Origin of the sequence: Lentzea cavernae (assembly GCF_014653695.1) — a bacterium.
GTDB classification, from domain to species: Bacteria; Actinomycetota; Actinomycetes; order Mycobacteriales; family Pseudonocardiaceae; genus Lentzea; species Lentzea cavernae.
Genome location: NZ_BNAR01000001.1, coordinates 776,894 through 791,455 on the forward strand (window position 1 = coordinate 776,894; position 14,562 = coordinate 791,455).

The 14,562-nt window shown below is 71.2% G+C and carries 13 protein-coding genes; 3 read left to right on the forward strand and 10 right to left on the reverse strand.

Annotation, left to right across the window (positions count from 1 at the left end):
- Nucleotides 1-37: 37 nt before the first annotated feature.
- The 5 genes from IE307_RS03460 to IE307_RS03480 form a co-directional block, all read right to left on the reverse strand.
- Nucleotides 38-1,006 carry an NAD(P)-dependent alcohol dehydrogenase gene (locus IE307_RS03460; RefSeq protein WP_191295940.1) on the reverse strand — a complete coding sequence of 323 codons (969 nt, stop codon included), beginning with the start codon at nt 1,004-1,006 and terminating at the stop codon, nt 38-40.
- Between the two features lie 66 nt (nt 1,007-1,072).
- Nucleotides 1,073-3,082, reverse strand: a complete 2,010-nt coding sequence (locus IE307_RS03465) for a leucine-rich repeat domain-containing protein (RefSeq protein ID WP_191295941.1) — start codon at nt 3,080-3,082, stop codon at nt 1,073-1,075.
- A gap of 10 nt (nt 3,083-3,092) precedes the next feature.
- On the reverse strand, nt 3,093-3,683 hold the full coding sequence (locus IE307_RS03470) for a VOC family protein (RefSeq protein ID WP_229904345.1): 591 nt from the start codon (nt 3,681-3,683) through the stop codon (nt 3,093-3,095).
- Nucleotides 3,680-5,023, reverse strand: coding sequence for a dihydrolipoyl dehydrogenase family protein (locus IE307_RS03475; protein ID WP_229904346.1), 1,344 nt, complete (start codon nt 5,021-5,023; stop codon nt 3,680-3,682). The genes IE307_RS03470 and IE307_RS03475 overlap by 4 nt, the downstream gene beginning before the upstream one ends.
- Nucleotides 5,023-5,469: a VOC family protein gene (locus IE307_RS03480; protein ID WP_191295943.1), complete on the reverse strand. Its 447-nt coding sequence runs from the start codon at nt 5,467-5,469 to the stop codon at nt 5,023-5,025. The genes IE307_RS03475 and IE307_RS03480 overlap by 1 nt, the downstream gene beginning before the upstream one ends.
- Nucleotides 5,470-5,738: 269 nt before the next feature.
- Between IE307_RS03480 and IE307_RS03485 the strand changes: the two genes are divergently transcribed.
- Nucleotides 5,739-8,405 carry a helix-turn-helix transcriptional regulator gene (locus tag IE307_RS03485; RefSeq protein WP_191295944.1) on the forward strand — a complete coding sequence of 889 codons (2,667 nt, stop codon included), beginning with the start codon at nt 5,739-5,741 and terminating at the stop codon, nt 8,403-8,405.
- A gap of 12 nt (nt 8,406-8,417) precedes the next feature.
- On the opposite strand, the gene IE307_RS03490 is transcribed toward IE307_RS03485, so the two are convergent.
- The 4 genes from IE307_RS03490 to IE307_RS03505 all read right to left on the reverse strand — a co-directional run bounded on the left by IE307_RS03490 (nt 8,418) and on the right by IE307_RS03505 (nt 12,179).
- Nucleotides 8,418-9,413 (reverse strand): hypothetical protein, encoded by a 996-nt coding sequence (locus tag IE307_RS03490; RefSeq protein ID WP_191295945.1) that lies wholly within the window; start codon nt 9,411-9,413, stop codon nt 8,418-8,420.
- Nucleotides 9,414-9,523: 110 nt separating this feature from the next.
- Entirely contained in the window at nt 9,524-10,270 is a 747-nt protein-coding gene (locus tag IE307_RS03495) for an SDR family oxidoreductase (RefSeq protein WP_191295946.1), read from the reverse strand.
- 67 nt (nt 10,271-10,337) lie between these two features.
- Complete coding sequence (locus tag IE307_RS03500; protein WP_191295947.1) at nt 10,338-11,204, reverse strand: RNA polymerase sigma-70 factor; 867 nt, start codon at nt 11,202-11,204, stop codon at nt 10,338-10,340.
- 72 nt (nt 11,205-11,276) lie between these two features.
- Nucleotides 11,277-12,179, reverse strand: coding sequence for a hypothetical protein (locus IE307_RS03505; protein ID WP_191295948.1), 903 nt, complete (start codon nt 12,177-12,179; stop codon nt 11,277-11,279).
- A gap of 192 nt (nt 12,180-12,371) precedes the next feature.
- On the opposite strand from IE307_RS03505, the gene IE307_RS03510 reads away from it, so the two are divergent.
- A complete protein-coding gene (locus IE307_RS03510) occupies nt 12,372-12,878 on the forward strand; it encodes a DinB family protein (RefSeq protein ID WP_191295949.1) in 507 nt (168 codons plus the stop codon).
- 206 nt (nt 12,879-13,084) lie between these two features.
- Nucleotides 13,085-13,372, forward strand: a complete 288-nt coding sequence (locus IE307_RS03515) for a muconolactone Delta-isomerase (protein ID WP_191295950.1) — start codon at nt 13,085-13,087, stop codon at nt 13,370-13,372.
- A gap of 184 nt (nt 13,373-13,556) precedes the next feature.
- Here IE307_RS03515 and IE307_RS03520 read toward each other — a convergent pair whose 3' ends face one another.
- Nucleotides 13,557-14,474, reverse strand: coding sequence for a trypsin-like serine peptidase (locus IE307_RS03520; RefSeq protein ID WP_191295951.1), 918 nt, complete (start codon nt 14,472-14,474; stop codon nt 13,557-13,559).
- Nucleotides 14,475-14,562 lie beyond the last annotated feature (88 nt).

Genomic DNA, 14,562 nt, shown 5'->3' on the forward strand with positions numbered 1-14,562 from the left:
CCCAACGCCCGCGGAAAGCGAGGGAATTACCGCGCGCTCACGCCGTGACGACGACCTTCGCCTGGGCGTGCCGCGACTCCACGTGGCGGATCGCGTCCGGGGCGTCGGTCAGCGGATACGTCCGCTCGATCACCGGCACCAGCTTCCCCGACTCGGCCAGCTCCCGCAGCGCGGCCAGGTTCTCCTTGCTGGGCTTGGCCTCCAGCACCACGAGCCGCTGGCGGGAGAACGAGGCGAGCAGCTTGCCCTGGATGATCAGCCTGTACGGGCCGAACAGCACGCCGCCGGTGAAGCTGCCGCCGCCGGAGAGCACCAGGGTGCCGTCCGGGGTGAGCAACGCGCGCAACTCCGCCATGGACCTGTTCCCCACCAGGTCGAACACGACGTCGTAGATCTGCCCGGAGCGGGTGAAGTCCGTCGTCCGGTAGTCGAAGACGTGGTCGGCGCCGACCGAGCGGACCTGCTCGACGTTGCGCGTGCTGCACACGCCGGTCACGACGGCCTTGCGCGCCTTGGCGATCTGCACCGCCATCAGCCCGACCCCGCCGGACGCGCCGTTGATCAGCACCTTCTGCCCGGCCTGCACCTCGCGCAGGCCCGTCCACGCGGTGTTGCCCGCCAGCGGAAGCGTCGCCGCCTGCTCGAACGTGAGGTTGGACGGCTTGTGCGCCACCAGGTGCACGGGCACCCGGACGTACTCGGCGAAGGCCCCCTCGACCTCGCCGAACACCTCGTCCCCGACCTGCACCATGCCGCTCACGCCGGGCCCGACCTCCTCGACCACGCCCGCGAAGTCCCTCCCCCGGATCCGCGTCTTCGGGCCCTTCCACCCCAGGAACAGCCGCGCGAAGTACGGGTCGCCGCGCATGACGTGCCAGTCGGCGGCGTTGACCGACGACGCCCGCACCCGCACCAGCACCTCGCCCGCCGCCGGCACGGGCCGTTCGACCTCCCGCAGCTGCAACACGTCCGCGGAGCCGTATCTGTCCTGGACGATGGCCTTCATCGGGTCCTCCCTCTCTTGCGGAGGAAGGTAAGGCGCGGCAACGCCCTGACACATCAGGGACGTTCCCTAGGGTGGCCACCCGATGTCATCCGACATCATCCGGCGGGCGAACTCCTCGGCGTCCGCGAAGTCCTTCGCGTACCCGGTCAGGCGTTCGGAGCGGAAGTCGTCCGTCGGCGGGTCGGGATCCTCGTCCTCGTCCTCGTGCGGCTGGACGTGGGTGAGGAACGCGACGAGCTCGGGCCGTCCCGTCCTGACCAGCTCCTGGCGCCGCTCCGGGGGGAAGCCGCAGGACGGGCGTGAGCCGTGGTAGCCGTCGATCACCCCGAGGTACAGCGAGTCCAGGTTCGGGAAGGACTCCCGCCGCACCACCTCGGCGGGCACCGGAACGCTGTCGCGGCGGTGGTGCGCGGTCCACACGTCCTGTTCGAGGTCCAGTTCCAGGAGCCGTTGCGCCGCACGGGATCGGGCGAGGTCGATCAGGCCGTCGTCGCCGATCACGTTGTCGTGCAGGGTCAACTCCCAGAGCTGGGACAGCACCGGCCACGCGGCGAGCGCACGTGCGCCGTCGGAGTCGATGTTGTTGTACGACAACGAGAGGCTCTCCAGGTGCGGAGCTTCCGGCGGCAGGGACGTCATGTCGCCGAGAGCGCAGTCGTCCAGGTTCACCGAGCGCAGCGTGCGCCACGCGGGCATGGACGGCAGAACGGTCAGCGGATTTCCTGACACGTCCAGGGATTCCAGCGGAAGCTGAAGGACCTCTTCGAGGCCCGCGGCGGTGAGACCGGTGGCCGAGAGGTTGAGGGATTTCAGGCGAGCCGACCGTGCCACGGCCCGCGCGCCCGCGTCCCCGATCGGCTGCACGTCCGATCGGCTGTAGTGCGGCGAACCACCGGCACTGCCGCTGAGGTCGAGGTGGTCGAGCACGGGCATGTGCGCGGCGAGCAGCTCGCGCACCCCGTCCGGACCGAGGTGGTTGCCACTGAGGTCGAGGTGCCGCAGCCTCGGGTACTCCGCGGCGAACGCGGACGCCACCCGGTCGGTGGCGACGAGGTTCGTCAGCGCGATCTTCTCGATGATCGCGGGGTCGGTGGCACCGAGCACGCGGGCGATGGTGTCGTCGCCGACGGGCAGCGCCGCCAGGGACAGTTCGGTGAGCTGCCCGAGCACACCGCTGGCCGCGATCGCCTCCGCCCCTCGCGCGCCGAGCCCTTCGCGGCCCATGCCCATCGTGGTGCCGTGCACGGTGAGGCTGCGCAGGTTCGTGAGTTCCGCGCGGGAGAAGAACTCCTCGCACGCGAGGTCGTCGGCTTCGATGACGTTGCCGAAGTAGGGCGCCCACAACGGTTGTCTTCCGTCCTTGCCGCAGCGGAACCCGATCCCGAGCCGGTCCAGCGCCGAGAGTCCCTCGCAGGCGGCCAGGTCACGTGCCTCGCCGGCGTTCTGCACGAGCACGTCGACGGACCGCAGACCGGGCGCGAGGCCGTTCCGCAGCAGGTGGATCAGGTCGGGGGCGAGCAGGCCGGCGTGCCGCAGCCGGGTCGGCCGTTCTATGCGCAACGACGGAACCTTGAAGTGCCACAAGCTGTCCCACACCCGCACGACGGTGAGCGATTCGAGCCGTGTGACTGCCTCGCTCGCCGCGAACCGGGAAACCGCCTTCGCGTCGAACTCCGACAGACCGGCGAACTCGACGGAGCGCAGGTGCTCCCAGTGGTCCGCCGTCTCCGCGAGTGCCGTCACCTGGTCGTGGTCGTACCAGGCGAGCCGCAGGTCGCTCACCGCGCGCACTTCGGGACAGGCCCGGGGATCCGGCAGCAGCAGCTCACGCATCCCGTCGCGGGCGGTGCGCAGGTCGAGCGAGCGGACGAGGGGCCACACGGGTCTGGTGAACCCCGACTCCAGCGCGGCGATCCACGAGTAGGGCGCCTGCCGGGTCTCGTCGGGCCAGCCTGCCAGCTGTTCCCCGCACCACGGCAGGAGGTCCTCGCCGGACCTCGTCACCGCAGCACAAAGCGCGCGGAACGCCAGGGTGCCCGGCGTTCCGCGCAGCGCTCTTGCCACTTCGTCGTTCATCCGCGCGAACCTACTGCGGAAGCTGCTCGCCCGTCTGCTCCTTGACCAAGTACTCGGCGTACCAGTCGGGCCAGTTCTCGTCGAACTCGCCGCCGTTGCGCGCCTCGTGCTCGCCGTGGGCCGCGGCGGCCCTGCGCAGCGCCGCCGCCAGGTCGGTGATCGACGCGTACGTCGTGTCCGCGTCGACACGGCCGGGCAGGCGGGTCGTGACCTCCTGCAGCACCCACGTGTTGCCGTCCGGGTCGGCGAACTCCGCGCGGGTGACGTAGCTGCGGCGCTCGGGGTCGGCGCCCTCGACGGGTCCGTCCGGGGTCGGGTGGTAGAGCGGGCCGACCTTGATCCCCGCTGCCAGCAGCGCCGCGTGGGTCTCCACGACGTCGGAGACGATCAGGAAGTGCTTGCCCGAACCGGGTTCCGCGGTCGTGATGCCCTCACCGAAGTGGATGGACGCGTCGGAACCGTGCGGGGTGAACTGCACGACCCACGGCGGTGTGACGTCCTGGCGCCAGCCGAGCGTGCTGTAGAACTCCTTGGCGCGCTCCACGTCCGTCACGGGGATGACGGTGACTTCGAGCTTCATGTCGATCTGGTCGAGCTTCACTTCGCTACTTCCTTCGCGAGATCGCGGAGTGCGTTGAGGAACGCCTCCGAAAAGGTGGGAAAGGGCTGGATGACGTCGAGCAGCACGGACAGCGGGACCTTCGCGCGGATCGCGACGGTGGCCTGCTGCAACCACTCGCCCGCCTCCGGGCCGACGGCGTGGGCTCCGGTGAGGACTTCACCGTCGGACACGAGCGTCAGGAATCCGGGCTTCGTGGCGTAGTCACGGGTGTAGGTGGCCGTGCGGGCGACACCGGACAGGTGGGCGGTCGCGGTGTACTTCCCTTCTGCCGCACCGACCGCGGCGACCTGCGGATCGGTGAACACGACCCGTGGCACGGCGTCGTAGTTGACCTTCGCCGTCCCGCCGAGGATGTTCGCGGCGGCGACCCGGCCCTGGTACTTGCCGACGTGCGTCAGGTTCCACTGGCCCGTGACGTCGCCGACCGCCCAGACGCCGTCGGTCACGTTCATCCGCTCGTCGGTGACGAGTCCGCGCGGATTCGGTTCGACCCCCACGGTTTCGAGGCCGATGCCGTCGACACGGGGACGCCTGCCAGTGGCGACGAGCAGCTTGTCGCCGCGCAACTGGGTGCCGTCCGGGAAGTCGAGGACGTACTCGCCGTTCTCGAACGACGCCTTGCTGGCGTGCGCCCCGAGGTGCAGCTCGACCCCGGCCGCGGCCAACGCCTCGGTGAGCGCGCGGCCGGCCGCCTCCGGTTCGCGGGGCAGCACCCGGTCCGACCCGTCGACCAGCGCGACCGACGAACCGAGGTGCGTGAACGCCTGGGCCATCTCGACACCCGTCGGGCCGCCGCCGAGGATCAGCAACCGGCGCGGGATCTCCTCGACGCCGGTGGCCTCGCGGTTCGTCCACACGTCCAGGTCGCTCAGCCCGGGAACCGGCGGGATGAACGCCGACGAGCCGGTGGCGATCACGACGTGGTCGGCCGTGTAGGTCCGGTCGCCGACCGCGACGGTGTGGGGCCCGGCGATCTTGCCGTCACCGCGCAACACGTCGATCCCGGCGCCCTCGGCCCACTTCTGACCGCCGGCGTCGTCGTAGGACGACACCATGAAGTCGCGGTACGCGAGCACGGCCTGGGCGTCGATCTCGCCGGTGACCGCCTCACGGGCGCCCGGCACCTCCCGGGCCGCTGCCACGGCCTCACCGGCGCGCAGCAGCGTCTTCGAGGGGATGCAGGCGTAGAAGGAGCACTCCCCGCCGAGCAACTCGCGCTCGACCACCGCCACCCGCAGCCCGCCCTCGGCGACGGCCGCGGCGAAGTGCTCACCGGGCGACCCGCCGCCGATGACGATCACGTCGTAGTCGCGTGCCATCACACACGACCCGGAAGGCGCGTCGTGACCTCCTGCAGCACCCAGCCGTTGCCGTCCGGGTCGCTGAACGAGGCGAACGAGCCGTAGCTGGCGCGGGCGGGATCCGCTCCCGCGACCCGGCCGGCCGTGCCCGCGTGGTGGAAGACACCGGTCTTGTCGTGGAAGACCTCGCTGACCTGCACCCCGCGGGCGAGGAGGTCGTCACGGGCGGCCTCGATGTCGTCGACGATCAGGTGCATGCCCTCGGCGCTGCCCGGCGCGGCGTTCGAGACACCGGTGCCGAAGATGATCGAGGCGGGCGAGCCGGTCGGGGTGAACTGGACCAGGCGGTAGCCCTCGTCGTCGGCGAACTCGGCGTCGAAGCGCCAGCCGAGGACCTTGTAGAAGTGCACCGCCCTGTCGACGTCGCTGACCGGGATGACGGTCACCTCGAACTTGTAGTCCATCGGGTTCATCTCCTTCGTTCGTTGATGACATGAGACTGCTCCCGCAAGGGGCCCCTTCGAACCCGTGGAACACCCTGGTGAGTCCCTGGCCCCGGTGCGGTGACCGCGATCGTCGTCACGTCCTTCACCGCTCAGCAGGGCACCTCGCGGTGTCGGCCCCCGCCCCCCATACGCCCGGTATGGGGGGCGGGGGCCGGCACCGCGATGCACCCGTCTGATGGGCGAAGGACGTGACGACGGTCAGCGGTCACCGCACTAGGCTCAAGCCCGTGTCGGACGAAGGTCTGCTCGGCAGACGCACTGAGGGCGAAGCGCTGGAACGACTGCTCACGCAGGCGCGGTCCGGCGCAGGTCAGGTGCTCGTCCTGCGCGGTGAGGCCGGGATCGGCAAGACCGCGCTGCTCGACCAGGTGTCGACGCGGGCCTCGGGTTTCCGCGTGGCGCGGGCCGCGGGCGTCGAGTCCGAGAGCGCGTTCCCCTACGCGGGGCTGCACCAGCTGTGCGTGCCGTTCCTCGACCGGCTGGACCGGCTGCCGGCGCCGCAGCGCGAGGCGCTCGGCACCGCGTTCGGGATGGCGGCCGGGCCCCGGCCCACGCGGTTCATGGTCGGGCTGGCGGTGCTCACGCTGCTCGCCGAGGTGGCCGACGAGCAGCCGCTGGTGTGCCTCGTGGACGACGCGCAGTGGCTCGACTCGATGTCGTCGGCGGTGCTGGGGTTCGTGGCCCGCCGGCTGCTCGCCGAGCGGATCGCGCTGGTCTTCGTGCTGCGCGAGACCAACGACTACCTCGACGGGCTGCCCGAGCTGTTCGTGCGCGGCCTGGACGACGGCGACGCCCGCGCGTTGCTCGAGTCCGTGATCAAGGGGCCGGTGGACGGCCGGGTGCGCGACCGGATCGTCGCCGAGGCGCGGGGCAACCCGCTGGCGCTGCTCGAGCTGCCCCGCGCGTGGACGGTCGCCGAGCTCGCGGACGGGCTGGACGCCGAGCCGCTGACCAGCCGCATCGAGGCCGGGTTCGCCCGGCAGATCGCGCCGCTGCCCGCCGACACCCGGCTGCTGATGCTGACCGCCGCCGCCGAACCCCTCGGTGACGCGACCCTGCTGTGGCAGGCGGCCGGTCTGCTCGGGCTGGGCGCCGATCCGGCTGCCGCCGCCCTGGGCACCGGGCTGATCGAGTTCGGCGCCCGCGTCCGGTTCCGGCACCCGCTGGTGCGCTCGGCCGTGTACCGGTCGGCGTCCGCCGTCGACCGGCTGCGCGTGCACCGGGCGCTCGCCGACGTGACCGATCCGGCCATCGACCCGGACCGTCGTGCGTGGCACCGGGCGCAGGGCACGGCGGCGCCGGACGAGGAGGTCGCGGCCGGTCTGGAGAACACGGCCGGTCGTGCGCAGGCGCGGGGCGGGCTGCTGGCCGCGGCCGCGTTCCTCGAACAGGCCGCCGTGCTCACGCCCGAACCCGGCCGCCGGGCCGCCCGGGAGCTCGCCGCCGCGCGGGCCAAGCGCGACGCGGGCGCGCTGGACGCCTCGTTGCGGCTGTTGTCCGCGGTCGAGGCGGGGCCGCCGGACGAGCGCCGCAGTGCCCAGGTCGAGCACCTGCGCGGGCACATCGCGTTCGACCGGCGCCGGGTCGCCGACGCCGCCCCGCTGCTGTTCAGCGCGGCCCGCAGGCTCGCGCCGTCCGACCCCGAGCTGGCCCGCGAGACGCACCTGGAAGCCCTCTCGGCGGCGATCTGGGCCGGCACGCCGCTGGCCGACGCCGCCCGCACCGCTCCCCCGGCCCGCACCCCGGCCTGTGCGCTGGACCTGGTGCTCGACGCGCTGACGACGCGCATCACCTCGGGGTACGCGCAGGCCGTGCCGCTGATGACGCGCGCGCTGGACGAGTTGCGCGCGTTCAAGGTCGGCGCGGAGGACGTCAGCCGCGCGCCGTGGCTGTTCGGCAACCGCGCGGGCGGGATCGTCGCGACGGAGATGTGGGACTTCGACACGCGCCGCGCGTTCGCCCAGCAGCAGGTCCGCATGGCGCGTGACGCCGGAGCGCTGGTGCAGCTGCAGTTCGCGCTGAACTTCCTGGCGGACAACGAACTCCTCGCCGGCGAACCCGCCGCCGCGCAGGCGTTGATCGAGGAGGACCAGCGCATCTCCGAGGTCACCGGCACCCCGCCGGTCGGTTACGCGGTGCTGCTGCAGGCCGCCTACCGCGGCGAGGACGTGGCCACCAGGGCGAGGGCGGAAGCGGTGGCGGCCGGGCAGGGCCGGCTGGCCGTGATCGCCGACTGGACCGCCGCGATCCTCCACAACGGACTGGGCCGCCACGACCTGGCCCGCGACGCGGCGCTGCGCGTGCCCGACTCGCTGGTCTACAGCTGCCTGATCACGTCCGAACTGGCCGAGGCCGCCTCCCGCACCGGCGACACCGCCCTCGTTTCCCAGGCCCTGCAACGGTCCTCGGACTGGGTCGACACGCCCTGGTCGCTGGGCGTCAAAGCCAGGCTGCGGGCGCTGAACGGCGACCCGGCCGCGTTCGCCGAGTCGATCTCGCACTTCGAACAGACGGCGTTGCGCGGTGAACTGGGCCGTGCCCACCTGCTGCACGGCGAGTGGCTGCGCCGCGAAGGTCAGCGCGTCGAGGCCCGCGAACACCTCCGCACGGCGCACGAAACCCTTGTGGCGTCAGGAATGCCGACGTTCGCCGAACGCGCGTTCCGCGAACTGCAGGCGACCGGCGAGACGGCCCGCAAACGCACCGCCGAGCCCACCGACGAGCTGACCGCGCAGGAGTACCAGATCGCGCGGCTGGCGCGCGAGGGCTACTCGAACCCCGAGATCGGCACGCGGTTGTTCATCAGCCCGCGGACCGTGGAATGGCATCTGCGCAAGGTGTTCGGGAAGGTGGGCGTGACCTCGCGCCGCCAGTTGCGCGACGCGAGGTTCTAGCAGCCGAGACGGTCAGCTGACAGTCCACTTGTAGGCACGGCCTCCGGCCGACCCGACGATCACACCGGCGTTGTTGATGTCGAGCGTGGTGACGCTGTCCGCGCCCTCGGGAAAGCCGAGCGCGAGCTCCTCGCCGTCCTTGGTCCAGCGGTACGGGTGCTGCTTGTCCGCGACGTAGGTGAACCCGACCGCCACACCGTCGTCGTTGATGCTCTTCGGCTCGATGTTCGGGCCGTACTTGTTCATCGACCCGTCCGCGTTCCAGCGGACGCCGAAGGTCCCCTCGCCGTTCGCGAACCTGCCGGTGCCGACGACGTCACCGTGCCGGTTCACCGCCTGCGCGGTGGTCGGTTCGCCGTCGGACATCCTGGGCAGCTTGGTCACGCTGCTGTCCGGGTTCCAGCGCACCGCCAGCTGTTCCATCCCCGGGCCGGAGACGAAACCGCTCACGTACCCGTTCGACGAGGCGCCCGTCACCCTGCCCCAGGTGGCTCCCGCCGGGAGCTTCATGCTGGTGAGGACACCGTTCGGCAGCCAGCGCACCGGGATCTGGCGGCCGTCGGTGGCACCGAGGGCGGAGCCGAAGGTCGCGCCGCCGTCGTTGATCGCGAACGCGTGCGCGTACGAGTACCCGAACGGCACGCTGAGCAGTACGTACGACCCGTCCGGGTTGAAGCGGATGGGCTTGGTGGCACCGCCTGGCAGGGACGTGAAGCCGACGGCGGCACCGTGGTTGTTGACGGAGGTGAGATAGGTGTGCGCGCCGGCGGGCCCGACCAGCTCGGACGCGCCTGCACCGTCGAACTTGACCGCGTGGTTGCGGCCGTCGCCGTAGTCGGCCCCCACCGCGACGCCGGAGTCGTTGATCGACGTCACGGAGGTCTCGGTCGCGGACGGCAGGCCACCGAGATCCGTGATCGTCGTGGTCGAGCGTGCCGATGCCGACGCCGAGACGGCGACGGTGGCCAGAAGCGCAGCGGACAGCGCTAAGGAGAGTCTTCGACTCATTTCAGTCCCCCAAGGTTCGTGAGCCGTGCAGTGGCCACGATATAGAGGGGAAGATCGCGTTGACCAGAGAAGGCGCGGGGAGTGCGGCCGCACTCCCCGCCGCCCGCGGATCAGTTGCCGGCGTCGAGCCACGCCTGCAGGCTGGTCGGCTGCAGCTGCGCGCCCGAGTTCGGCACCAGCTGCTTGCCGGTCAGGAGCGTGCCGAAGTACTTGGCCTGCGGATCGCTCACGACCGCGCGCTCGTCCTTGCGGTGCGCCAGAACCGTGCGGATCCAACCGTCCATTGTGAACTCTTCGGGCCCGCCGATCTCCAGCACGCCGTTCACCGGCGCGGTCGCGGCGGTCCTGCCGACCACCGCGGCGACGTCGGAGGCCGCGATCGGCTGGACGCCACCGTGCGGGAGGTGCACTGCGCCGTCCAGCTCCGCGGAGTTCGCGATGGCACCCGCGAACTCGAAGAACTGGGTGGCGCGGATGATCGAGTACGTGAGGCCCGACTCCCGGATGAGCTTCTCCTGCGCCACCTTCGCGCGCAGGTAGCCGGACTCGGGCAGCTCGTCCGTGCCGACGATCGACAGCGCGACGTAGTGGCCGACGCCCGCCTCTTCGGCGGCCTCGGTCAGGTTGGTGGTGGCCGTCGTGAAGAAGTTCATGACGTCGTCGTCGGCGAACGACGGCGAGTTCGACACGTCGACCAGCACGTCGGCGCCCTGCAGCACCTCCTTGACGCCCTCTCCGGTCAGCGTGTTCACGCCGCTGTTGGGGGACGCGGGCACGGCGTCGTGGCCGTGCTCCCCGAGCCGCTTCACGACCTGGCTGCCGATCAAGCCGGTGCCACCGATGACAACGATCCTCATGGGGTCCATCCCTCTCTCGTGGGTGTTCACGAGCTAAGACAGGACAGACCCTGAAGTTGTGACAGCCCTACTGGAACGCGGCCAGCTTCTCGGGGTTGACCAGCCACAACACCTGGTCGATGCCGTCTCCGGACGCCGTCACGGTGATCACCGCGTAGGTGCCGTCGTCCTTGCGCAGCCGCACCGCGCTGAGCCCGTTCGCCTCGACGAACGCCGTCTCCGCGCCGGCCCAGAACGACGGCGCCCACCCCGAGATGATCTTGGCGAGGGAGGCCGCGCCGAACAGCGGGCGACCGGCCGCGCGGATGGCGCCGTTGCTGTCGGAGTAGCTCACGACGTCCTGCGCGAACAGCTTCTCGAGCGCCGCCAGGTCACCGGCCTGCGCGGCCGCCACGAACGCCTCCAGCAGCTTGCGCTGGTCCGCTCGTTCGACGGGCACGCGCCGTTCGTCCGCGAGGTGCTTGCGCGCCCGGCTGACCAGCTGCCGCGTGGCGACCTCGCTGGTCTGCACGATCTCGGCGATCTCGCGGTACGGGTAGTCGAACGCCTCGCGCAGCACGTACGCGGCCCGCTCGGTCGGGGTCAGCTTCTCCAGCAGCATCAGCACGGCGAGCTCCAGCACCGCGCCCTGCTCGGCGCCGACCTGCGGGTCCGCGGACGTGTCCACCGGTTCGGGCAGCCACGGCCCGACGTAGGTCTCGCGGCGGGCCCGCGCGGTCTGCGACTCGTTGATCGCGAGCCGGGTGATGGCGGTGGCCAGGTACGCCTCGGGGTTGAGCACGGCCGCGCGGTCCGCGAGCTGCCAGCGCAGCCACACCTCCTGCACCAGGTCCTCGGCGTCGGCCACGCTGCCGGTCATGCGGTACGCGATGCCGAACAGCCTCGGCCGGGCCGCCGCGAACGCCGACTCGGCCGCCTCCAGCTGCTGCGACATCAGCCACCCCTCTCGTCACGGCAACGTTAGCGCCGATCGGAGAGGGGCGTGATGTGGCGCCTCACACGGGTGCTACTCGCAGCTCCAGCGCAGCGGGCCGGAGCCCGACTTGCTGAACAGGCTGTCGTCGGCACCCACCACGAACAGCTCGGACACGCCGGAAACGCCGTCGGGCAGCGGGAGCTCGGCCTCGAACGCCGTGTCGCGCCAGACCGCGGCCTTGCCCGTCAGCGACGACCGCTGACCGGTGATCAGCCCGCCCGCGTTGATGGCGTACGCGGACCCGCCGCCGTCGATGGGCGCCACCGCACCGGTGCTGTCCCACAGCACGGCCTGCGCGTTCGGCCACGAGCTGAGCTCGTGACCGACGACCTTGCCGCCGCGGATCGCCTGGACGAACTGGCGCTTGCCCCGGTGCTCCAACGGCAACACGACACCGTTGCGCCACACGTGTCCCCCGTTGCCGGTCGGGTCGCGGAACAGCACCGCGCCGTCGTCGTCCAGGTCCTGCGGGAACCCGACGGACCACTCGATGACCTGGGGCCCGGCCGCGAGCGTCGGCCACAGCAGCGTCACGCTCTCGCCCGTGGCGATCCTCGTGCCGCTGCCGAGCACGTCACCGCGCGAGTTGATGGACATGGCGTTGCTGGTGCGGTAACCGGCCGGAGCGACGAGCTCGGAGATCGTGCCCGCTCCCTGGTGGCCACCCGCGTACTGCAGCGCGGTCCACCGGCTCTCGGCCGGGAGGTAGCCGTTCACCAGCACGGTTCCGGCCGAGTTCTCGTCCGCGACCTGGAGCCACTGCAGGTGCGCGAACTCCGGGACGACTCTGGGTTTCCCGTCTGTCCAGAGCACCACGTCGTTCGTGTTGGCGCCGGGCCGCAACGAGGTGCCCGCGTAGTTGCCGTGGCTGTCCGTGCCCTTGACGTCGGTCGACCGGTCCTCGTAGCCGAACGGCGCGGGAACCTTCGACACCTCCCAGTCGCACGGGGCCGGACCGGAGGACGCGACCGCGGCCGGTGCTGTGAAAGCCGTGCACGCCAAGCCAATGGCAGCGGCAAGCGCAAATCCACGAATCATTGATTCCCCCAGAATCACGTAGACGATGCCTTTACTCATACACCAAACCCGGGTGCACAAGACACCTTTCGCGCTCAGACTGAGGAGATGATCACCGAACGTCCCAGCCCGCCGCTGCGGGCGGGCGAACGCGAGACCCTGCGCGCGTTCCTCGACTTCCACCGCGCCACCCTCGCGTTGAAGTGCGACGGCCTGACCGACGACGACCTGCGCCGCCGCTCCATGCCCCCGTCCGCGCTGCAGCTGCTCGGTCTCGTCCGGCACATGGCCGAAGTGGAGCGCACTTGGTTCCGCAAGGTCATCAACGGCGAGGACATCCCTCTCGTGTGGTCGGACGCCAACGACTACCAGGTCGCCTACGACGCCTCGGAATCCACTCGCTCCGGGGCGTTCGGGGCGTGGCAGGCCGAGGTCGAGCACTCGCGCCGGATCGAGCGGGAGGCCGAGTCGCTGGACGTGACGGGCTACCAGCCGCGCTGGGGTGAGCACGTGTCGTTGCGGCTGGTCATGAACCACCTCTGCCACGAGTACGCGCGGCACAACGGCCACGCGGACTTCCTGCGCGAGGGCATCGACGGCGTCACCGGAGCGTGAGGGAGATCCATCCTCCACACAGGACGGTCAGCGTGCTGCCGCCGGGTTCGCGGCGGCAGCATGGCATCGATCGGGTCGCAGCGGGTATTCCGGGTCGAGGTGGCACCTGATCGGGCCCGTGCTCGTGAACGAGGAGCCACCTGCGCCACGACCTGCACCTGCCGGTCGGCCCCCAAGGCCGGCACGGCCTTCACCAGGAGGTGACCGTGCTCTTCCACGTGCGGATGGACGTTTCCCCGCCCCACGACCTGGACCCGCAGCGACGTGCCGAGTTGGTGCGCGCCGAGAAGGACCGGGCGCTGGAGCTGCAGAAGATGGGCGTGTGGCTGCACCTGTGGCAGGTCGTCGGACAGTACGGCAGCATCAGCGTCTTCGACGTGCCCACCCACGACGAGCTGCACGCGTTCCTCTCGTCGTTACCGCTGTGGGAGTTCACGCGGGTCGAGGTGACGCCGCTGGCGACCCACCCCTCCGATGTGGCGGCTCAGCCGTGACGGCGCCGAAAGCCCGCTGACGAGCCGATTTACCGCCGGCCAACCGGCCAGTGCCACCGTCGGGTCCTGCGCTACCTCGCGGGGGTGGCGCAAGACCTTTGATCTCGCGGAGCTGGCGGAAGCCGGGGTTCCACCGGCTACCGGGGCACCACGGCGTCGAGGGGTCGCCAGCTCCGCGGCCGGCTCACCCGCTCGTCGAAGCCCGGTGGTGCAGCGCAGCGGTGATCTTCCAGCTGAACTGCGCGCCGCCGAGGTGCCGCACGCACTGGCCGAACGGGCACCACCGGCCGCCGGCGTCCACGTTGAAGCTCTGGACGTTCACGCCCACGACCGCGCCCCCGCTGATCCGGGGCCCGCCGCTCGACCCGCCTCCCATGTCGCACGGCACGCCCCAGACGTTCTCCGGTGCCAGATCCGGGTGGCCGGGGTTGAGCACGGGCGTGCCCCAGCACTGTGCGAGCCGCTGACCGGTGAACTCGGGCCTGCCCTGGTGCCCTGCCTGCCCGGCCGCACGCGGATAGCCGTACTCCCGCGCGAACCGGTCCGCGGGCCTGCCGAAGGCGATGTCCTCGCTCACCCGCGACGGCTTGTCGAGCACGAGGAACGCCTGGTCGAACTCGGTCTGCTGGTCGTCGGCGATCCAGGTCCGGTGCACGACCGCCTGGCGCACCACGAACTCGCCGAACGGCCGGGCGCCGTCGCGGAACCCCGGCACGAACAGCATCTTGCTGTGCCACTTCGGGTCCTGGCCGATCAGGTTCGCCGTGTGGACGCAGTGCCCGGCGGTCACCGCCGTGCGCTTGTTGGCGCTCACGACGACCGTCGCCGTGCAGCTCGAGTCCTCGCCGTCGCGGTCGACGAAGAACAGGCGGCCGATGGTCCGGCTGATCGGTCCCGGGGCACCGGTCGCGTCGTCGACCGGCGGCGTTCCGGGTGGGGCGGACGGTCCGGCCGGCATCGCGGCGACGCGGTCCGGTGTCCAGTAGGACGCCACGCCGTTCGTGTCGAGGTCGTGCACGACCACGTCGGTGCCGGGAGGAGAGGCCGCCGCCACTCCCGGCACGCCGAGGAGCAGCAACGCGACCACGCTGAGCATTCGCATGCAGCCGACCGTGGCAGTGAGTTGTGAGGATCCTGTTCGGATGGAGTCCTCATCCCGTGCGGCGGCCGCGCGAGTGGCTATGTTGCGA